The organism is Dyadobacter sp. SRI_021 (assembly GCF_057586235.1).
The window spans coordinates 313999-335544 of sequence record NZ_JBYCZM010000005.1 but is presented as its reverse complement, the minus strand read 5'-3'; the positions used below and the strand labels follow the sequence as shown (position 1 = coordinate 335544).

General features: G+C 49.6%; 17 protein-coding genes. 7 read left to right on the top strand and 10 right to left on the bottom strand.

What is annotated here, in order from left to right; genetic code table 11:
- The first annotated feature begins 14 nt into the window (after positions 1 to 14).
- A complete protein-coding gene (locus AC2YIT_RS17490) occupies positions 15 to 1325 on the top strand; it encodes a chloride channel protein (RefSeq protein WP_487280006.1) in 1311 nt (436 codons plus the stop codon).
- On the opposite strand, the gene AC2YIT_RS17485 is transcribed toward AC2YIT_RS17490, so the two are convergent.
- Both AC2YIT_RS17485 and AC2YIT_RS17480 read right to left on the bottom strand, forming a co-directional pair.
- Positions 1300 to 2106 (bottom strand): 5'-methylthioadenosine/adenosylhomocysteine nucleosidase, encoded by an 807-nt coding sequence (locus AC2YIT_RS17485; protein WP_487280005.1) that lies wholly within the window; start codon positions 2104 to 2106, stop codon positions 1300 to 1302. The two genes, AC2YIT_RS17490 and AC2YIT_RS17485, sit on opposite strands and share 26 nt — an antisense overlap.
- Positions 2107 to 2113: 7 nt before the next feature.
- A complete protein-coding gene (locus AC2YIT_RS17480) occupies positions 2114 to 3406 on the bottom strand; it encodes an NCS2 family permease (protein WP_487280004.1) in 1293 nt (430 codons plus the stop codon).
- A gap of 158 nt (positions 3407 to 3564) precedes the next feature.
- On the opposite strand from AC2YIT_RS17480, the gene AC2YIT_RS17475 reads away from it, so the two are divergent.
- Positions 3565 to 6327, top strand: a complete 2763-nt coding sequence (locus tag AC2YIT_RS17475) for a DUF6797 domain-containing protein (RefSeq protein ID WP_487280003.1) — start codon at positions 3565 to 3567, stop codon at positions 6325 to 6327.
- Between the two features lie 2 nt (positions 6328 to 6329).
- On the opposite strand, the gene AC2YIT_RS17470 is transcribed toward AC2YIT_RS17475, so the two are convergent.
- Complete coding sequence (locus AC2YIT_RS17470; protein WP_487280002.1) at positions 6330 to 8501, bottom strand: xanthine dehydrogenase family protein molybdopterin-binding subunit; 2172 nt, start codon at positions 8499 to 8501, stop codon at positions 6330 to 6332.
- Between the two features lie 8 nt (positions 8502 to 8509).
- The gene (locus AC2YIT_RS17465; protein ID WP_430849121.1) at positions 8510 to 8971 is read right to left on the bottom strand and encodes a (2Fe-2S)-binding protein; all 462 of its coding nucleotides are present in this window, start codon (positions 8969 to 8971) and stop codon (positions 8510 to 8512) included.
- A 327-nt stretch (positions 8972 to 9298) separates the two neighbouring features.
- On the opposite strand from AC2YIT_RS17465, the gene AC2YIT_RS17460 reads away from it, so the two are divergent.
- Together AC2YIT_RS17460 and AC2YIT_RS17455 are read left to right on the top strand one after the other, a co-directional pair.
- Positions 9299 to 9745, top strand: a complete 447-nt coding sequence (locus AC2YIT_RS17460) for a DUF6934 family protein (protein WP_430849119.1) — start codon at positions 9299 to 9301, stop codon at positions 9743 to 9745.
- Between the two features lie 31 nt (positions 9746 to 9776).
- Entirely contained in the window at positions 9777 to 9968 is a 192-nt protein-coding gene (locus AC2YIT_RS17455; protein ID WP_430849117.1) for a hypothetical protein, read from the top strand.
- A gap of 12 nt (positions 9969 to 9980) precedes the next feature.
- Here the strand turns inward: AC2YIT_RS17455 and AC2YIT_RS17450 are convergent, their stop codons facing one another.
- Entirely contained in the window at positions 9981 to 10421 is a 441-nt protein-coding gene (locus tag AC2YIT_RS17450) for a methyltransferase family protein (RefSeq protein ID WP_487280001.1), read from the bottom strand.
- Positions 10422 to 10803: 382 nt separating this feature from the next.
- The gene (locus AC2YIT_RS17445) at positions 10804 to 14010 is read right to left on the bottom strand and encodes an outer membrane beta-barrel protein (RefSeq protein ID WP_487280000.1); all 3207 of its coding nucleotides are present in this window, start codon (positions 14008 to 14010) and stop codon (positions 10804 to 10806) included.
- A gap of 406 nt (positions 14011 to 14416) precedes the next feature.
- Here AC2YIT_RS17445 and AC2YIT_RS17440 point away from each other — a divergent pair, with 406 nt between their 5' ends.
- On the top strand, positions 14417 to 14884 hold the full coding sequence (locus AC2YIT_RS17440; protein WP_430849111.1) for a carboxymuconolactone decarboxylase family protein: 468 nt from the start codon (positions 14417 to 14419) through the stop codon (positions 14882 to 14884).
- Positions 14885 to 15002: 118 nt separating this feature from the next.
- Here AC2YIT_RS17440 and AC2YIT_RS17435 read toward each other — a convergent pair whose 3' ends face one another.
- A complete protein-coding gene (locus tag AC2YIT_RS17435) occupies positions 15003 to 15866 on the bottom strand; it encodes an NAD(P)-dependent oxidoreductase (RefSeq protein ID WP_487279999.1) in 864 nt (287 codons plus the stop codon).
- Positions 15867 to 16017: 151 nt separating this feature from the next.
- On the opposite strand from AC2YIT_RS17435, the gene AC2YIT_RS17430 reads away from it, so the two are divergent.
- Positions 16018 to 16377, top strand: a complete 360-nt coding sequence (locus AC2YIT_RS17430; RefSeq protein WP_430849107.1) for a winged helix-turn-helix transcriptional regulator — start codon at positions 16018 to 16020, stop codon at positions 16375 to 16377.
- Here the strand turns inward: AC2YIT_RS17430 and AC2YIT_RS17425 are convergent.
- The 3 genes from AC2YIT_RS17425 to AC2YIT_RS17415 all read right to left on the bottom strand — a co-directional run bounded on the left by AC2YIT_RS17425 (position 16359) and on the right by AC2YIT_RS17415 (position 19289).
- Entirely contained in the window at positions 16359 to 16997 is a 639-nt protein-coding gene (locus AC2YIT_RS17425; protein WP_487279998.1) for a response regulator, read from the bottom strand. The two genes, AC2YIT_RS17430 and AC2YIT_RS17425, sit on opposite strands and share 19 nt — an antisense overlap.
- 342 nt (positions 16998 to 17339) lie before the next feature.
- On the bottom strand, positions 17340 to 18563 hold the full coding sequence (locus tag AC2YIT_RS17420; protein WP_487279997.1) for a sensor histidine kinase: 1224 nt from the start codon (positions 18561 to 18563) through the stop codon (positions 17340 to 17342).
- Between the two features lie 6 nt (positions 18564 to 18569).
- The gene (locus AC2YIT_RS17415) at positions 18570 to 19289 is read right to left on the bottom strand and encodes a LytR/AlgR family response regulator transcription factor (protein WP_487279996.1); all 720 of its coding nucleotides are present in this window, start codon (positions 19287 to 19289) and stop codon (positions 18570 to 18572) included.
- Between the two features lie 896 nt (positions 19290 to 20185).
- Here AC2YIT_RS17415 and AC2YIT_RS17410 point away from each other — a divergent pair.
- Positions 20186 to 21448 (top strand): YdcF family protein, encoded by a 1263-nt coding sequence (locus tag AC2YIT_RS17410; RefSeq protein WP_430849099.1) that lies wholly within the window; start codon positions 20186 to 20188, stop codon positions 21446 to 21448.
- Positions 21449 to 21546: the final 98 nt, after the last annotated feature.

Sequence of the window (21546 nt, the reverse complement as noted above, 5' to 3'; positions counted from 1 at the left end):
TTCGAGATAAGACAATGGAATTGAGTTCATACAAAGTAAAAAAATCCCAAAGGGTAGTAGCGGTAGTGCTCGCAGCGGCGGCAACCGGCGTTTTTTCGGCACTGGTGGCAGATACCCTCAAAGTGATCACGGAGCATTACGAGGAAGCATTCCTGGAAAATTTGCGGCATAATCGGTACCTGATATTCACTATTCCGCTGATTGGCCTCACGACCATCCATTTGCTCCGCTATTTTCTCTTTCATAACAAAGCAAATAAAGGGATCAAGGAGGTGCTGGACACCATCAATAAAAATGCCCACACCCTGCCCGCTTACAAGATTCCCTCTCATTATTTCAACGGCCTGTTGACGGTGATTTTCGGCGGCTCCACGGGAATTGAGGTTTCCACAGTGGTGTCGACCGCGGCGATCGGTGCATTGTCGAGCCGGAAAGTGAGCTATCTGCGTAAGTACCGCACGGACCTTGTGTGCGCGGGCCTGGCCGCAGGTGTGACAGCCCTTTTTAACGCGCCTGTCGCAGGTTTCTTATTTGCCTTTGAGGTTTTTACAAGAAGAAAAAGCAAACTTCATACGGCAGCTGTGATTACCGCGGTTCTCTCATCTTACCTCATTACCCGGTTCTTCTTTTATAAGCAAGTGTTCCATTTCAGCGTGACCAACTGGCGTACCGAAGCATTGCCTTACATGGTTTTGCTAGGGGTATTGGCGGGGCTTAACTCAGTTTACCTCACCAAATGCGTGCTGTTTTTCAAGAAATTCTTCGGTTCGCTGCAAAACGATTACATGCGTATTATCGGCGGGTCGCTGCTCATTTCGACCTTGATTTTCTTCGTGCCAAATCTTTACGGAGAAGGGTATGAGGGCATTAAGGACGTTTTCCGGCATGCCGACGCACCTACATTGGCCGTGGTTCTACCGTTACTCGCCGTACTTCTATTGAAGCCGGTCGCGACGTCGGTGACTCTTGGGGCAGGTGGCGACGGGGGCGTTTTTGCACCGAGCCTGTTTATAGGCGCCTTCCTGGGGCTGATCGTTTGCGTTGTGCTCAACCATTTCTTTGGCCTCGGCCTTATCCCTGTCAATTTTGTACTGATAGGCATGGCAGCCGTGCTCAGCGGTAGTATCCATGCGCCGTTTACCTCCATTTTCCTGGTATGCGCGCTGGCCGATAACTATATCCTGTTCGTTCCGATCGTAGTCGCGAGCCTTGTTTCCAAATGGGTGGCCGCGGCGATCTTTCCGTATTCGGTTTATACTTATCAGGTCAAACATGCGTCGGGCGCCGTCGCACACACGGCTACTTTTCCTCAATCACGGCCATAACCAGCGTGGCTGCATTATGTGCGGCGACGTTGTAAAACTGGTCCATATCCGCTTTCGCTTTGCCATCGGCTTTGTCGCTCAGGCTTCGGATGATCAGGAATGGGATATTCTGCTGGTAGCAGGTTTGTGCGATGGCGGCGCCTTCCATTTCCGTAGCGGCCGCATTCAGGTCTTTCAGTAACCGTTGCGTGGTTTTTTCGGATGAAACAAACTGGTCGCCGGTGACTATAATACCTTTCTTGACAGCGGGGACAAAACTGCCGTTGTTCCGCTCCACCTTTGCCAGTTTCAGACTTTTGGAAACCGAAAGCGCTCGGGAAATCAATGCGGAGTCGCAATGAAATTTCAGGGGATTCTCTTTTTGGGTGAAGGGGTTTTTCGTGGCCCAGTAGTGCATTCCGGCATCGTCGATCTGCCCGAAATCGTGGTAAGCGATCTGTGTCCCGATCACCAGATCGCCCGGCGCCAGCGCCGGATCGACACCTCCTGCAATCCCTGAAAACACGATCTCACGCGGTTGGAAATGCTGGATCATCATCACGGTCGTAATGGCTGCATTCACTTTTCCGACGCCGGTCTCTGCGAGTACTACACGTCTGCCGCGAAGCTGGCCGGTAATGAACCGGATCTGGCTGATAACGGTATCTTTTTTCTGTGCCATCTCGCTTTCCAGCAGTACCAGTTCAGGCGGGAATGCGCCGAGAATGCCGGTAATGCTTTGGGATTTTACGGAAAGAACGATGAGTAGAAAGAGGAACGTGAGTAGTGAATTTTTCTTCATGTTGAGTTTAAAAAATCAAAGCCAGAATGGCGAAAATATCAATGATAATGAGGGCTAAACTAATGTCTCGGGCCTGTCCCGTGAGCAATTTCAGGGCAGTCCAGCTGAGGAATCCCCAGATAATGCCCTGGGTGATGGAATAGGTAAATGGGATCAGTACCATGGCCAGGAATGCCGGAAATGCTTCCGAAAGGTCATTCCAGTTAATGCGGATCACCGGTTTCATCATAAAAACACCCACCAGCACCAATGCTGGTGCGGTGGCGATGGAAGGTACCGCGCTCAGCAGTGGGGAAAGAAACAAAAATGGCAGGAATAACACGGCACCGGTAACAGCGGTAAGGCCCGTTTTGCCCCCTTGCTCGATCCCTACGGCCGATTCGATGTAGGCGGTGCCCGGACTGCTGCCCGTGAGCCCGGCGATGGTGGTCGAAACGGCGTCCACCATCAGTGAACGGCGGATATTACGCGGTTCTCCGTTTTCGTCGAGCAGGTTGGAGGCTTCGGCCAGCCCGACGAACGTAGAAAGGCTGTCGAACATATCGGTAAATACGAATGCAAGGATGATCGGTGCCAGGCTCCATTTCAGTGAATTGACGAAATCGAGCTGAAATAGCAGGCTGAAATCGGGCTTCGAAACAATGTGATCGATGGTAATCACCGTTTCCTGACCGCCCCACCACCGCCCGATCGGCCAGGCAAGCAGGCTGGTAACGACGATGCCGATCAGAATACTGCCTTTGACATTGCGGATCAGCAGGATGACCGTCACGAGCAGTCCAGCGATAAATGTGAGCGTCGGCGCATTGAGATTCCCCAGGCTGATCATCGTCGCCGGGTTAGGCACAATGAATTTGGCATTGGCGAAACCAATGAGTGTGATAAACAGCCCGATCCCCGCCGCGATGCCGAAACGCAAAGGTTTTGGAATAGCTTTAACTATGTAAGAGCGGATATTGAATGCGGATAGGATCAGAAAGAATACCCCGGACCAGAATACCGTCCCGAGCGCCACTTGCCAGGAAAGGCCGTCGGTAAGTACAGCAGTGTAGGTGAAAAATGCATTGAGGCCCATTCCGGGGGCAACGAGAATGGGGTTGTTCGCGTAAAGCCCCATCATCAGACTGCTGAAAAACGACACCAGTATCGTGGCTGTTAACACCGCCGGGAACGGCATGCCGGTTTGGCTGAGGATCGACGGGTTGACGACGATGATATACGCCGTTGCCAGGAATGAGGAAATCCCGGCCAGGATTTCGGTGGAGATCTGCTCTTTGCGAAGTCCGGAGAATAAGGTCATATCGTTCAGGTTTATTTCAAATATATCGATTTAGTTTCAATGGAAGGGCTTTTTCATAAGCTGTAAGGGATAGAGTGCCGAAAATTGGTCATAAGTAATCCAGTAAGTTGCTATTTTGCATTACTTTAAAAATTGTTCTTTTATCACCTGAACCATACATGCTTAACATTCCAAAGTACCAGGGCAAACGCTGGGGCATAGCCTTGCTGGGCGGTATTACCCTGGCGTCCGTGCTGATGACGGGCTACACCTATACCCGCAATACTGCTTCCGATCGACCCGATTCGCTGCAACTGGCTTCATTCGTCGAACCCGGGTTCCCCTACATTTCAACCTCCGTTGACGCCCGGAAGCTGGGCGGCGGTTTCCCGAAAGACAATCAGGCTGCGCGCACGCTCGCATTGCAGCTGGGCGACAGCGCCTATGCCTGTTTCGATACCGATCTGCTTCGCTGGTCGGTGGCCTGGACGGGCAAGTTTCTGCCGATGGTACTGATGGCGCAGGTTTCATACAAAGATTTTTTCAACAAGAACAATAACATAGCCACAGTTCCGGGCTCGCCCGTGCTCGCAACAGGCGCCTACGCGGGGTGGTCGACAGGCAAGCCCCAGTACCGCACCGATCAGTCGCTACCGCCTACCTGGAAACCGCTTCCGGCCGAAAAGGGACGTTACAATGGCGTGTATGTTTACGGCAAGCAATCCATTCTCGATTATTCGGTAGGAAAGGCGCGTATTTATGAGCTGCCGGGCAGCGCTAAATTCGACGGCGGTGTGGCATTTACACGCACTATACAGGCCGGCGACGTTTCCACTGAATTATTCCTGACAGCCGCTGAAATCGATAATGCCTCCGGCAGCGAAGTAAAAGGCCGCATAGCTTACGTGTATCAGGGGGCGAACAAAGATACTGTTACAGCAGTGGCGGTTTTGGGCAAAGGTAAACCCAATTGGCAGCCTGGTGTGGAAGAGGGGAAATATCTGACTGTAAAAGTGCCCGCATCCGGTGAGGCGACAGTCGCGATCTGGAAAGGGCTTTCGAAGGACAAAAAGGCGTTTGAAAAGTTTGTAAAAACCAAACATATGCCGCTGCCGGCTTTCAAAAAAGGCGGCCCTGCATTATGGAAGGAAACGGTGGTGACGCAAGGAAAGCTTGCCCCAGACACTGCCGCGTTCGTGACCGATCAGCTTACATTGCCTCTGAATAACCCGTGGAAAAGAAATGTGCGCGTGGCTGATGTCGCTTTTTTTAAGGATGGCAGAGCGGCGGTTGTTACTTTCGAGGGTGATGTTTGGACCGTTGAAGGCATTGATAAAAACCTCCAAAACCTGAAATGGCGACGCTTTGCCTCGGGTCTCCACGAGCCGATGAGCATTGAGATCGTGAAGGAACAAATCTATGTTTTCGACAGAAACGGCATTGTTCATTTTCATGATCTGAATGCCGACGGTGTGGCCGATTACTATGAGAACTTTTCGAATGTCATGGAACAATCGGCCGAGTCGCGCGAGTGGGCGGGAGACCTTGTGACCGCGCCCGATGGCAGTTTTTACATTGCCAAAGGCGGTAGTTTGAGCAACGGGCCGGGTATGACGAAAATTACCGGCAAGGGTTTCCGCGCAGGTTCTGACCAGAACGGTACCGTTATGAAAATTTCGCCGGACGGGCGCAGTGCCGAGGTTGTTGCAACCGGTTTGCGTGGCCCCTACCTGGGAATGCACCCTACCAAAGGCATTCTCACCGCCTCCGATCAGCAGGGCAACTTCGTGCCGTCTACACCGATTTTTGTGATTCATCAAGGCGATTATTTCGGTGTGGAACCCACATTGCATCGCAAAGATAATCCAACTGTAACCCCGCCATTGACCTGGATCCCTCACAGTGTCGACCGTTCGGCGATCAGCCAGGTTTGGGCTACCAGTTCCAAAATGGGGCCATTGAATGATAACCTGATCCATTTTTCTTTCGGTCGGCCCGGCTTATTCCGCGTGCTGATCGACAGTACTACCAGTGTTGTTCAGGGTGGTGTATCTGTCATTAATGCCCATTATCCCGCACCCACTTCGAAAGGGGCGATGAACCCGGTGGATGAGCAATTGTATGTGGCCGGTTTTAACCTATGGGGTTCCAGTTCAAACGGCATCAGTGCATTGCTGAGGCTCCGGTATACCGGTAAACCGAGCTATTTGCCCAACCATTTCCGGGCTGGCAAGCAGGGCATTGTGCTACGTTTCGATTCGCCGCTGGATAAAGCTACTGCGAGCGATCCGAAAAACTTTGAAGTAAAAAGGTGGAATTACAAGCGCACCGAAGAATATGGTTCGGGGCATTTCAAGCTCGACGGCTCGACTGGCCAGGAAATTATGCACGTGGCGGCATCTTATTTGTCGGCCGATCGTAAAAGTGTGCTGCTGCTCGTTCCTGAAATGACCGAAGTAATGCAAATGGAGGTGACCTACCGTATGCAGGCAGCGGATGGTAAGAAGGTGAACGACCAGTTCTGGTTTACCATTAACCAGTCGACAGACGTGGATTTGAAGGGCTTCGAAGGCGTAGATCTTGCATTGCTGAATGTCAAGCGCCCTGAGACTTCCACCGCAGCTGTGGCGGAGACGGCGGCTTCGGTGGAGAAGGGTCGTGAAATATTCCAGAAAATGGCCTGTGCTGGCTGCCATTCGGAAGGTACCCGCACAAAGGGCATGTATGGGCCGCCGTTTCAGAACCTGTACAAATCGGAGCGTACTTTTGACGACGGCACCAAGGTAATCGCCGATGAGGCATACCTCCGTGAATCGATCCTGACGCCTTCGAAACGCATTATTAAAGGTTATAATGAAGAAATGCCTTCGTTCGTAGGCGTACTTTCTGATAACGATATCGAATCGGTGATTTTGTTTATCAAATCACTTTCGGGGAAATAACGTTACGAAATTTCATCGAGACTGAACGGAAGCCGGCGAATGCGTCGGCCCGTGAGGTCGAAAATGGCATTGGCGAGGGCCGGGGCAAACGGAGGCAGCCCCGGCTCACCCACGCCACCGGGTTTCTCGTCGTTTTCCATGATGTGTACTTCGATAGGCGGGATATCCGCGATGCGCGGCATGGGGTAGGTATCGAAATTTTCCTGAACAGCTTTCCCATCCTTGAATGTGGTTGCGTGGATCGTGGCTGCGCCGAGCGCCATCACAATACTGCCTTCCACTTGTGCACGGATGGTGTCGGGGTTGACGTACCACCCGCAATCCATCAGCGCTACCACTTTTTCAATCCTGACTTTCCCTTCCGCATTCCGCATTACTTTTACCGCATGGCCGCAAATGCCGGTGAAGCATTCTGTGAATGCAACGCCCCAACCCTGATTTTTACCGCGGGATTGCCAGCCGGTCAGTTCCGTCATCCGGTCGATCAACGCCTGGTAGCGCGGGGCGGGCAAATGCGCTCGCCGGAATGCCATGGGATCTTTACCCGCCAAGTGGGCCAGTTCATCAATGAAGCTCTCACACGCGAACCCATGCGTGGACGCATACACGGAGCGCCACCACATCACCGGTATGGGTGAGTGTATACCTGCGCCTCCGAAGCTGTAATGCTGGATTCCCAGCCGGTAGGGGGGCAATAATCCCTCGAAATCGCCTGTGTTGTAACCGGCTGCATCTGGTGAGCCGGACGGGGTAGGTGACCATTCCTGACCGATCCATTGGGTTGCCGTATTGGCCTGAAAGGCATGGATACGGCCCTGGGCGTCCAGGCCCCCTTTCAGTGAGTAGAATGCGCCTGGGCGGAATGGACCCGCGGTCATGTCGTCTTCACGCGTCCATACTACCTGTACGGGTGCTTGTATTTCTTTGGAAATGAATGCAGCCTCGTAAGGATAATCAGGAAAAGCTTTTCTGCCGAAACCGCCACCGAGGAAGGTCATATGCACAGCCACTTGCTCGATGGGTATGTTGAATCGTTGGCTCAAATCGGCCTGTATCCAATTTGCTTCCTGTATCGGCCCCCATATCTGGATATAGTCGGCGCGGACGTCGGCAATGCAATTGAGGGGCTCCATGCAGCTGTGTGATTGGTAGGGCGTTTCATACGATGCTTCCAACTTTTGGGTACACTGCTCATACTCGGCTTCGAATCGGGGATGGCTGCCGATCTTTTGAAGGTTTCCCCGCATTTGATTTTCGAGCGATGTCGTGTCCGGAAGTCTAAAATCAGGATCATTCCAATCTACTTTCAATGATTTTCTTCCCTGCATTGCCGCCCAGAGGGAATCGGCAACGACGGCAACTCCTTCACAGTATTGGGAAAACACAGGCCTGCTTACCTTGAAAACATGTGTAACCCCCGGCACTTTTCGGGTTTCGGTGTCGTCGAAGCTTTTTATGGTTTCCCTGAACCGCGTGCCGCGCTCGATTACGGCGTATTTCATTCCGGGTAATTTTTTGTCCAGGCCGAATAGGGCGGTCCCGTTCGTTTTCAATGGGATATCCTTTCGAGGTACAGACTTGCCAATGATTTTATACTCGGAACGCTTTTTCAGAATGACTTCGGCAGGCGGTTTGAGTTTCGCAGCTTTTTCTACCAGTGCGCCATACGGCAATGTATTTAGCGTTTTCCGGTGGATAATCGTGCCGTTTTCTGCATAACAATCATTTTTCGACACGTTCCATTCGGCAGCGGCGGTTTCGATCAGCATTTCACGTGCGCAGGCTCCTGCGCGCAGAAGCCGGGGTGCCCATCCGCGAACGGAAAAGCTGCCCTCCTGCGGCTGCGGGCCATATTTCGCGGGGTTAGCGGGCGCAAAAACAATTTCGACATCGTTCAGCGCTACTTCCAGTTCTTCCGCGAGTATTTGCGGAAGTGCCTGAAACGTCCCCTGGCCCATTTCGGAGCGGTTGCACATCAGCGTCACTTTGCCGGTGCGACCTATCGAGATCCAGGACATCAGCTCGGTGCCCTGCAAGGCTTCGTCGGATATGGGGTTGATAATCAGCGGAACCGCTTGGCTGTTCGCAGGTATGTATGCCGCGAGCGTCAGCGCCGCTCCCGACCACGTAGCCTGACGAAGAAAATTACGGCGGGAAATGTCCTGTGACTTCATGGCATCGATCAATGCGAATAGCTGGCGGCCGTTTTAATGGCCTTGCGAATGCGTGGATAGGTTCCGCAACGGCAAATATTACCATTCATAGCAGCGTTTATGGCCTCATCGTCGGGATTGGCGTTACCTGCTAACAACGCTACTGCGGACATGATTTGCCCGCTCTGGCAGTAGCCGCATTGCGGCACCTGTTCGGCGATCCACGCACGCTGCACCGGATGAGAATTATCCTCCGAAAGCCCCTCGATGGTCGTTACAGGTTGCTCACCCACCGCTGATACAGGAAAAGAGCAAGACCGCACCGGCGCACCGCTTAAATGGACGGTGCAAGCCCCGCACTGCGCAATTCCGCAGCCATATTTGGTCCCCGTAAGTCCGATCAGGTCACGAATTACCCAAAGCAATGGCATTTGTTCGTCGGCTTCGACAGTGTAGGACTTACCGTTCACTAAAAGCGGGTAGGAAGGCATAGGCGGTGGGATTAAAAGTTTTGAATACTTCGAAGGTAAACCAGGCACCAGCCGCCTGCAAATCAGATTGACGAGGTGCCGTTTTGGAGGGATGAAATGCGGGTTTTGGATAATTCGTCAATGCCGGTCGGACAATGAATTATGAAATGAGGACTTCTGAGTGATAAATTGGGGCTACTTGTAAATATCCTTGTTTCAGCTTAGGGAAAATGGCCTGCAAGGAGATAAACAAGGCGCTTGATAATCCGTTGCTGCCACACGGACATCGGATTGGTTTGTAATAGTTACATGGGTACAAATTGAGAGGAAATTAAAACTCTTCTCAACATGAATGCGGCATTTTACGAAAGTATCCTGAACGGTAAACGACTTATGTTTTGGTTTACCAGTATGGGAAAGGAATCAATTATAAAGGTGATACAATTCAAGCCAACCGAAGAACCCGATATTTACGAAATAGCACTGGGGGACTTGAATTCGGATGGCTCGATTGACTTAGATAAAAGAAGTGACAACGGTGATACGGAGGAGGTGTTATCCACGGTTGCCAAGGCGTTGCTGTTTTTCCTGAGTGATCATATGGAGGCACAGGTAGTGATTGAGGCGAACAGTGATTCCAGAGCACGTCTTTATCAGATTGCGATTAAAAGGGGACTAGATGACCTCGGGGAGTACCTTGTGGCCTATGGATTTGATAATGAAAAGCCAGAAGTTTTACAGAGTGGCAAAAACTACAAGAAGTTTGTCATTTCATTAAGAGAAGATAGGTTATAGTTTTAAATTAAGAATATTCAACAAAAATCTAATGGGAACAGAAATTAAAGTCGAAAAAAGGAATGTACCGGACTGGTTTACCCCGGAAAAGTTGGAGGAGTTTCGCCCAGCCATTGAGGCAGCTGCACAAGAGAAGGTGGATCGCTTAGTCGCAGCCTGGACGCCTGAGTTCAAAGCAGCATTGCGCAAATTAAGGGAGCGGAAAACCGCTCCCCGGAAATAAGTATACTTAATATCAGGCAACCATGGTGAACAACCTGTTCAGGTCCCAGGAATTGCGGACGCCCGATTCACTGACCACTTTTTTTAGATTGGTGGCTAGCTGAGATTTCTCATCATTCACCATTTCGAGCAAATTGCCCAGGTAGTCGGGTTTGCGGCGGTTCAGGAATGCGTTGGCTTCCGGCGAATTGTGGTAAGTGGCGGTAAAACCTTTGCCATGGCGCTCAATGAGGCCCCAGGTTACGAGCGCGTCGAGGAAGTCGAGCGAGCTGTGGCTTTGTAGTCCCAGTTTTTGCCGGATCTCGGATACGAACAGCGGGCCGTTAGCCAGTTCAGTAAAAAGGCCGAGACGGATGGCCGTCAGCAGCGGTTTGGCAGACCAGAACCCCGTTCCGATCCGGATGATGTTGATTGGAGTGATTTCCTGCTCTTGTTCAATTTCAATTGTACTCATGGCTAAATGAAGTTAATGTTCCGGAAGATGTGCTTCCACTGAATGAAACATGCTCTAAATTAGTGTTGAAGACTCAACATACAGAACGCCATTGTGATGAACTGCCCAAACGAGGGGTTAAACCGGTCCAAAACAGGTGTAGTCTGTTCCCTCGTTAACGTCTATTTCGCAGAAATCTGTCAATAAGTTGCAGGAAATTTGAGTTAATCAGTGTTTAATCGCGAGTTTGGCTACGCTCCTGTTTTCTTCAAATCCATCATTTTTTAATCTGCAAGAAACATCGCCGGTCATACTGGTGAGGGTATTCCGCTAATTACCAGTTGGATACAAAAAAACCGGTTGCCTAAGCAGCCGGTTTTTTGTATCCTTATTAAATGAAACCTTAGAAACTATACCGCAAACCAATCTGCACCTGGTAAGGGTTACCCGAAGGGGTTACCACACCGGCGGTATTTACACGGTATACAAATTGATTTTTCGCTTTGTCGAATGCGGCAACGGCAGGCTTGCCATTCGCAGCAGGGATGCCCAATGCGTAAAGTGCTTGTGTACCCAGCGACTTGTTGCGGCCCCAATCCTTGTTCAGGAAGTTCGCGAAGTTGAATACATCGGCGGAAACTTCGATGGCATGGGTGCCCGCGATTCGGATGCGTTTCGACGCGCGAACGTCGAACACACCGTAGAAACCATTGATACCCCCGTTTCTTTCCGCAATTTTACCTGAGTTCTTGATGATGTAATCCTTGATGCTCTGACTTGCGTCCTTGTTGTCGAGGATCGCCTGGAGACCGTTACGCACGTTTTCTGGTACGCTCGGATCATTCCGGTCGAAAACAAATGCAAGGTCGTTGGTACCTACAAAGTCGCCATTGGTATTACCACCCGAGAGCAGGGTATAACGGGTACCACCGATTCCTGAATAGCGCACGCCTACATTGATACCCCAGAAGCTGGGCAGCGAGCCGTAGAATACGATTTTGTGACGGAACTGGTTGTCGGAGTACGACATCAGGCTCAGGTTGCGCGGATCGTCCCTTACAGGCAGTGAAAGCGTAGCGCTGTTCGCTACGTTACCGTTGAATGAGGTATTGTCTTTTACATCGTTGTAAGTGTAGCTCAAAGTGATTTCTCCGTCGCGGAAGTACTGATATTTCACATCCGCCACAACAGAGAACGCATTCACTTTTCCTTCACTATTTAGTTCCAGCACGCGGCCGAATTGCGTCGATTTACGTCCCAGGAGCCAGTCACCAGCGCCGTTGGCCGGCATTTTGTCCGCAGGCACGAACACGCCACGGTTACCTTCGTTAGCCAGACGGAAGAATGGCTCGTCGACCATGTTTCTGTCCACGTACATATAATTGTTGCGGCCCAGGCTCATATACCCCGCTATACCCACTTTTAATTTGTCGGTCAGGTACTTGTTGTAGGAAATGTTGGCCTTGTAAATGATAGGTACGCGTGCATCTTTGGCATTGGTATTGATCGTCGGCAACTGGAATTGCGACAAAGTCGGAATGCTGTTGTAGTTGGCACGGTAAGCTGCGAAATCCGGTGTAGGGACATTTGGGTTGCGTACGTCGACGGTCGCCAGGTGCTTCCCGTCGAATGTCAGGTTGTTGATCACCACGTAGTTGTTGATGTCCGAAGCGAACACACCGGCACCGAGACGGAAGATATCGGTATGCTTGTCATTCACATCCCAGGTGAACTGCACCCGCGGCTGTACGACAAACGACTTGATCTTGTTGTCGGTGCGGATTTTCAGAGCATCATACAAAGTCTGATTCAGAGGCGAGCTCGGGTAATGCGCGTAGTCAAGGCGCAGGCCTGCCACTACGTCGAGGCCGGTAGCGAGGCTTGTTTTTAGCTGACCATAAACACCTGCATTCCAGATCGTGCCTTTCACCGACCAGTCGTCCATCAACGGTACTTCACGGTAGTAGCGGTAAGGTTTCAGGTCATTGAACTGGTCAAGAGACGTTTTGCCTGCTGCGGCGTCCACATTGTAATGGAAACGGCCGTTCACTTCCGAGCCGTAGGTCGAATGCGAACGGGTCATCATCATATCCACCCCAAAAGTATACTCAACTTTATCGGTGTTGTAATACAGGTTGTCCACCAATTGAACCACATGGTTGGTAAAACGCTCCTGTGCAAATCGGTGACCACCCATCTGAATGTTGGTCGAGCGCGAGCTGCCGTCGCTCAGTACCGAGTTTACGTTTTCCACGATCGCTCTTGGAATGTTGGCAGCCGGAAGCTGGTCGCCCGGCGCACTTTTCTGTTTCACGAACAAATGCTGCACTTTCAGTTCATTGGTCACTTTCGAATTGAGTGTCGAGCGGAGCGATGCGAGCAGGCTGTTGTCCTGGTTAAAGTCGTTTCCGTAAGACTCGTAGGCGTTGATCGTCGTGTTATCCGCCAGGCCGAGCTTGTTGCGGTCGTTGGTGTAGTTGTTGCGGATCGTTAAAAGGTTTCGGTTGTTCAACTGCCAATCGAGACGAAGAAATGCTGCGTCGGAACCGCGTTTTTTATCGAAAGTGCCAAACTGCTGGGTGTCGGACATGCCGTATTTGCTGCGGGCAATATTGACGAACTGGTCCAGCGTAGCGCGGGTTACATTAAAACGGTTTTCATCCACCGGGCTGAGGATATCCGCGATGATCAATGGGCGGCTGTCCTGCTGGTGGTCCCAGGCTACGAAGAAATGCAGCTTATCTTTCAGGATCGGTCCCCCCAGGGAGAATCCAAATTGATTGGTGGAGAATTTGTTATTGATTTTGTTGCCACGAATATCATAAGGGCTCGACAACCAGTCGGCACGTGTATAATTGAATGCGCTACCGCTCAGTTGGTTGGTTCCCGATTTCGTTACCGCGCTGATCGTACCACCGCCGCTGCGGCCGTAAGTGACGTCGTACTGGTTGGTAACCACCTGAAACTCGCGTACCGCCTCAATCGAAATCGAGTAGGGTGCTCCGCTTCGGCTGGTGGTAGCGCCTGCGGAAGTCGGGTTTTTGGAACTCATACCATCAATCGTGTAGCCCGTAGACGAGCCTAATTGGCCGGAGATATTACCGCCGCGGCTCAATGGAGAAAGGTCCATCAGCGACGTGAAGTTTCGTCCGTTTACCGGCAGACGGGTAATGTCCCGTGCTGAAATAGCCGTGGAAGCGCCCAGGTTTTCAATTTTGTTCTTGATACCCGATGCAACAACGCTTACAACTTCCAGCGTTTGGCCGGCTTCTTTCATACTCATTCTGACTTTCACGGCATCGCCCTGGTGCAGGAGATAACCCGTCAGCTTTTGTTCACCAAAGCCGACGTAAGTAGCTGTAACCGTGTAAGGCCCGCCTAATGGAAGTTCCTTAAAGGCATATTCACCCTTTGCGTTGGTAACGGTTCCAGTCGTAAAGCCTGTTGATTCGTTTTTCACCTGAACGGTAGCGCCCGCCAGTGCTGCATTCTGGTCGTCGGTTACCGTACCGGAGATCGACGCCTGCGTTGTTTGAGCCCTCAACACCACGATGTTACCGAAGCAGCAAAGCAATGTCAGGATAATAGGTAGTAAAAATCTCTTATGCATGAGCATGTTGTTGGTTAAACAAAATTTGCCGCAAAAGAAGAGGATCTACTTGTCCAGGATGTTATTGGAGTGTTATGTAATTGTAAAGTCGCATTAACATCTGAATCTACCCACGCCACGCCGCCCAAAAAAACGCAGATTTTTTTTCATCGCATTGTCCAATCCAGAGGGGGGCGTTCGTCTTTAACATGAGTTTTGACCGGGTCGTAGATGCGATCAACGAATGATCGGGTTTTAGTCAGGTGTGGTCATTGGTAGTCAGGAATGGTCATTGGCGTACCTGAAATCCCTATCAAGCAAAACAATATTCGACAAAACCTGACAAATCTTGACAAAAAAACCGACCATTCAATCATCGCACCGGCGACCCGGTCACTCATTCAATCATTCAATCATTAAAATCAACATGGAGCAACGAATCAATCTTCAGGAAAAAGGACAAAAAGCATTGAAGGCCATGTATGGCATAGGCGGTTACCTGGCGAAATCGCAGGTAGAGCGACGCCTTTTGAACCTGATCTACTTCCGTGTATCGCAACTCAACGGCTGCGCATTCTGTCTGGATATGCATTCCAAAGATATCCGCGCGGAGGGAGAAACCGAGCAGCGGCTGTATTTGCTGAATGCATGGCGGGAAGCACCTTTTTACTCCGAACGCGAACGCGCCTCATTGGCCTACGCCGAAGCCGTGACGTTGCTGAAAGACCGCGAAGTTACCGACGAGGTATTCGACGCCGTCAGCCAGCATTTTACCGACGAGGAGATCATTGATCTGACGCTCGCCATCACGACTATCAACTCCTATAACCGCTTCAACATCGCATTCCGCACCGAAGCCGGAAGTTACGAGCCGGGCCAGTTTGCGGTTCATTAAGCACTTCATCAATGGACGAGCCCCAGGCACGCATCGGTATTTCGTTAATACGATGCGGTGCCCTGGGGCATGCTTTATTTTTCCATAGCTTTTAAGCCCGGAGAAGGTGGTAATTCGGTTATTCCACTACTTTTACCAATGCGGCAAGCTCCTGATCTGCCAGGCCATCGGACTCAGCCTTTTGCAACAAGTCGCTGATGGTTTTAATAAAAGCAGGTTGTATACCCGCATTCCGGAATGCATTGTGAATGCGCTGGGTAGCGGCCACACTGATCGACAGCGGGCTTTGACTGATTGTAAAATCACCTTTCTCTACCACACCGATCTGATGTTTAAAAAACTCGGTAAATCCAGGAGTAATCTCGCCCAATATTTCGTTGAATGCGCCGAGCGACAACCCGGTTTTTTGTGAAAGTACGATGCCGTGGATCAGGCCGGAATAAGAGCCGTAAAGCCAGGTCAGTGTGGCAAGGTCCATCGCCGAAGCCAGCGCTGCACGGTCGCCGAGGTATTTGATATTTCCCCCGAATATCGTCAAGGCATCGCGGCTGCGTTCGAAATGCTTCTGATTGCCCGAAACGATGATGGTGGTTTCGGGAAGGCCCATCTGGTCGGGTGCCACCTGGATAGCGCCATTGATATACCCTGCATTCAGGTTGGCTAACATGGTTTCAAGCTGTCCGGCCTCCTGGGGGTCGGCGGTCGTGAAGTTGATCAGCGTTTTGCCGGTCAGGATGGATTTATCCGTGATATTTTCGAATATAAGATGTACAGCTTCGTAATCCAGGACGCATATCACAATCAGCGGATTCTGACGGATCGCTTCTTCGAGGTTCTCAAATACTTTTACGCCGGCAATCGCGTCTGCTTTTGCCCGGGTGCGGTTCCAGACGGAGATGGAATAACCTTGTGCAACCAGCAACTCGGCAAGCCGTGTTCCCATTTGTCCCAGCCCTATGACGGTAATTTGTTTTGTGTTCATTTTCTGTTCGTTTTGAATTCATGAGCACAAAAATCGGGGACGGGGGGCCGGCAATCAATTACCGAAAAAAGATTCGGTAACCGAAAATTTATTCGGTATTGAGTAAATTGGGCTGAATAAAAGACATCCGATCAACTCATTCATCAACACCATGTATCAGCGGAAAACACCCGAAGACCTCGAATGCGGCATTACCATTGCCATGAAAGTTTTCGGGGCAAAATGGAAGCCTTGCTTGCTCGACGCCATCCAGCGCGGGTTTCGCAGGCCCAGCGAAATGCACCGGGAAATCAAAGGCGCGACCCCGCGCGTGCTCGATATGCAGCTGCGCGAGCTGGAGACAAGCGGGATCGTTGAGAAATGCCAGTCGACCGGTTTTCCGCTTTATACCGAATATACGCTGACCGACCTCGGGCGCACGATCATGCCCATTATCGACCGGATCAACGAATGGGGATTGCAGTACAAAGACGTTGTTGCCCGAGAAAGTCTTCAATCCATATCCTTGTAGTGGCTTACTTTCTGGAACAGTTCAATCAGCGTGGTTACCTGAAGTTTTTCGAAAAGCCGTGCCTTGTATGTACTCACGGAGCTTTCGGTCAGGTCCAGTTTTGACGCTATTTCCTTGATCCAGAACCCGTCTATCAGCATGTCCATGATCGTTATTTCACGGGCTGAAAGGTCCAGGAGCGGATTGTCGGCCCGGTAATTATGTTTGTCGAGCTGGTTCAGCAGCTCAACTTTAATTCTCGGGCTCACATACCTGCCGGTATCTGCGATAGACAGGATCGCCGTACGAATATCTCCGGTTTCAGAATTTTTGGATACAAAACCGTTTGCGCCTGCACGGAGATAGTGTATCCCGTAAATTCTTTCCTCAATGGCAGAGAAAATAAGGATATTCACATTTTTTTGAACGGCCCGCATTGCCCCGATCATTTCAAATCCCTGGCCCTCAGGAATCTGAACATCCAGAATGACGAGGTCCTGGGGATGTATGGCGAGTTCGGATAACACCTCACTAAAAGAAGTAGCCTCGCGTATCACCGCGGCCTTGTACAAATCCTGAACGAGTATTTTGGTTGCAAGTCTGATAATCTGATAATCTTCTACAATTAAAATGTTTTTCATCCGGACATTTTCTAATTCAAAAAATTAAATTCCTTGTGGAAGGTCCAGAGAATAAATGAATGGCTGAGTATGAACATGGTCGATGCTCTTTTCAAAAATCTTTGGATAGCTGAGGGCTAATTTTGGGCCGTTTTCAACGGATATTTCAATATTAAAAGTAAAATCTGAAAATAAAAGCAAAATAACTTCTGATAAAATAATTTGACACGAATTGTACCTTCTTTCCGATTTGTGAAAGTGACACGACTTGTCGTCAAGCAATTGAAAAGGAACCTGTTCGGTGACTTTGGCAGCGCAAGCGCCTGACGCTCGCATATATACGGAGGCGACAGTATGCGGAGGTCAGGAACTGAAATACCGTACCACGTTGGCAGAATCCAGTTCCAGTTTGAGATCGACGCTGAATTCGGATTCGGACTGCTGTACCGACAATTGGTGCCTGTCGGGGTAAAGCAATTGGAGCCGTTTTGAAGTGTTGCTCAGCCCGAATCCGCCAACTTTATCTTCTTTGGCCCTGGGTGGATTTTGACGTGCATGCTGCGGTATATTGTTCTTTATTTTGAAGTACAGTGTATTTTGGTCCAGCACGATGGAAATGTCGACATAAGACGCATATTTGCTCTTGGCAGTACCGTGTTTGAATGCATTTTCTACAAATGAAACCAGCAGGAGGGGAGCGATAAGATACTCTTCAGGGTTGCCGGTTAATTGGTAATTAATAGTCACTTTGTCGGAGAAACGGGCACGCTCGAGGTCCAGGTAATTTTCGATGTAACTGATTTCTTTGGACAGTACTACATTTTCTTTGCTCGATTCGTAAAGACTGTATCGCATCAGGTCCGATAATTTAAGAACGAGGTCGGCAGCTTGTTCGTCGACATCCACTGTTTTGGTATAAATAGCGTTGAGGGTGTTAAACAGAAAGTGAGGATTGACCTGCGATTTAAGGAAACTGAGTTCGAGATTAAGGTTATTCTTTTGTAATTGTAAACTTTGTGTTTGCAGATTCAGATTTGCTTTTTCGAGCTGCAACCGTTCCATTTCCAGTTGCATATTCTTGGTGCGGGAATTAATAATGTCACGCATTACTTTGATGGCGAGCAATGGCGTGATGTAATACAGGCTCCATGCGTAGTCGGTATACGCGATGTCAAAATCAGTGAAGCAGCTGATCCACCGGCCGCGGGCCTGGAAGAAATCCCACAATTTGGAAACATAAAAAGAATTTTCCTCCGAACCATTCGTAAGAGATGCCAGGTGCCTGAATTCATAATAGTTGGTGACATGCACCAGGAGGAACACGATAACCAGGCTTATAACCAGTGGCAGTATTCTCCTGGTGTATAAAAACCGAGGAAAGACCACATATCCCAGCAGATAGAATACGGAAACGGATTGAAGGAACACCGCAGCCGATGCATGCCATACAACGGAGACGTTGTCTTTGGTGAGTGCCGGAATGCTGTAATAATGTGCGACGCACCATAGCGCAATCCATGCCAGTATGTGATAAATAATCCTGGTTATTTTTGCGCTTTTCTCAGATGAAATAGGATTGAAACGCATAACCTGTCAGATTCTGTTCCTTTGTAACGCAGCGAGCACATTGGCGCGATACGTTACGCCAATCGGAATTTTTCGGCCACTGTTCGTGGTGATTTCATTTCCTTCAATTTCCCGTATTACTTTTTTATTGACGATGTAAGAACGGTTTACTCTTAGGAATTGTGCCGAAGGCAATGCTTCTTCGATTTTGGCCATCGTCATATGAATAACCGCAACCCGGTCCGACCAATATAATTTCAAGTAATCGCGCATCCCTTCAATAAAGTGTATTTCACTAGGCGCTACTTTAATGAGTTTCTTATTCTCTTTCAATAAAAGAAAGTCGTTTCGTGCACCTGAGAACTCCGTATCCGCTACTTGCTGGTGTGGTTCTTTTATCGAGGAAACAACTTTGTCCATCAGCTCGGCTGTGCCCGGTAAGTGCTTCGGAAAGCGAGCGCCATCGACCTTGTTGACGGCCTTTAGGAACCTTTCGAACGAGACAGGTTTGAGGAGGTAGTCCGTTAGCTCATGTTCGTAACCTTCCAGCGCATAGGAAGGGTCGGCGGTAATCATGATCATTGCCGGACGGGCGGGAGGAAGAAGCTTTAATAGCTCAAATCCGGTCATTTCAGGCATTTCAATGTCCAGAAATACAATGTCCGGCTTCATGTCCCTGATCAGAAAAAGGGCGTCGGTAGCGGTCTCCGCAATGCCGGCCAGTTCGAGAAAGGGAACTTTCTGCACATATTTTTCAATCAATCGGCGTGCATCAGCCTCATCGTCTACTATTATACACCGCAACCTGCCGGGAGACAACATACTCTGACCTTAACTACTGTACTAAATTTCATTCGTCTGCAATAATATAGGTATTGGTCGAAATAAATGCATAATTCGGCGAAATTATTTTAGTTCGAGAGCTATTTAGGATTACTTTAAACTCGCTAAGGAATGAATGGTTTGTGAAAGAATAAAAGTTGCTATTGGCCATGATAAAAACACTTACTGGAATTGGATTTAAAGGAGGGTCAAACGGACACCCCGCCCTGTTTCATACAAAACACTATTACACTTCATTTGCAACGATTGCCGCTATTCCGGCTCTGCACGGTTTGATTTCGACGGAATTAAACAGGTGACTTCCTGCTTCCAGGTACTCTCGGTCATTGAATAGGTTGTTTAGTTTGGATTTAAGCTGGAAAAACACAATTTTTATCTAAGAAAACAACGATCCGGGCTGGTACTGGAAAACGATAACTTTTATAAGTAAAATGGGTGCTTAAAAATTGAAAAGCTCCTGGCATTTTGTCAGGGGCTTTTTTGTTTGAAATTACCCGAAATTAAATCAATTAATTGGTTCGCTTTTGACGATTAATTAGTATTCTTTTTGTAGCTGAATATTGACAAGCTGGTTTGTGGGAAGCATGAATATTTCCGCTTCGACTGTTGATTTGCGTATATTTGCTGACGTTCAAATGGGGTATACTGACAAGCAGCAGAAATCCGGCTGGAATGTCCGGGAAGCCCCGGGTTGTTGCTGCGGAGCGTGGGCACCCTGTTTTTGTTTCTTAACTTTCAGGTAATGATCTCTTCAACCGGATTGGCTTAGTTTGCAAGCCTTTTCGATACCCTTTATTGCTATGACTAAACCTTTAACCTTTTTTCTCGTTTTGTTGATCAATATGACCGGTTTTGCTCAAATCGGCCAAGCTCCGAGACAGGACTATCAACTGATCACAGGCAACTCTTTTATCCAATCTAAGAACTGGTATTTGCTGACCCTGTTCGAATCGCTTCCCGAAGTGAAGTCCTTGCTGGAAAAGGATAGCGAGCTCGCCGCAATTGCAGGTTCGAAGTCCATGAACCTGGAAGCATCCGTCAAGGAATGTAAAAGCGATTTTCTGTGCTATACGGGCAAAATGAAGTTTTCTGCCCAAGAAATCGATGCAATCGGAGCAAGACTGGAAGTACTTTACAGTGAGAATAATGCATTGGGCAAGTTGGTAAAGCAGCACCTGATTCCCTCCGGGACTTATATCCTGTTGAAGGACCAAAGCGAAAAGGTGTTGCTGCGAAAAGCCTGGGAGCAGGATGCCAGGGGCGTTAATCACGCCATAGAAGTTTATGCCGAGGGCAAAAAGCCCAATTATCCCGCCATAGATTCCATCGAGTTCAAAACTACGGATAGGAGCTACCCGGTCCTGGTGTACGATGCCACGGATATTGTTCGTCAGGAAAAGAAAGGTGCAAAGCTGTTTTTCGGGCCTTCCATGTATTATGCGCTCCAATTTCTTGAAGTAAACGAACGACACGAAGCAGCGGACTATGAGCCAATGGTTTCGACGGTTAATAAAGCGGCTGTCGATCGCGTAAAGAGAATCGATTGGAACAAATTCAAATACACGCTGATCCTCGTCCCGGGCGCGGGCCCGGATACGTACGACCGTGCATTGAGCGAGGGCGGGATGCTGCGTTGCCGCGTGGCTGCATTGCGGTATTTTGAAGGACTGGCACCGTACATCCTGGTTTCGGGTGGCCGGGTGCACCCTTTTAAAACGAAATACAGCGAGGCATTTGAAATGAAGAAGTTTTTGATGGAAACCTTGAAAGTTCCCGAAAATGCGATCATCATGGACCCGCACGCGCGGCACACGACCACCAATATGCGCAACGCGGTGAGGTTATTGTATCGTTACGGCATGCCGGTGGAGAAGCCGTGCCTCGTTTCCACAATGCGGTCGCAAAGCTTTTCTATTTCGAGCGATGCATTTGTAAGCCGTTGCATGCGGGAAATGAATTATGTCCCTTACAAACTGGGTAAGCGGCTCAGTGACACGGATGTCGAATTCTATCCGGTGCTGGACGCATTGCATATTGATGCTGATGAGCCGCTTGATCCTTAGATGTTAACCGCCTTGTTTCACGTTTTTCCAATGCATGGCTGCCCGACCACATGCGTGGCAGGAGTAGTCGCCCTGGAACATCCATTCGCGGTTGTGGG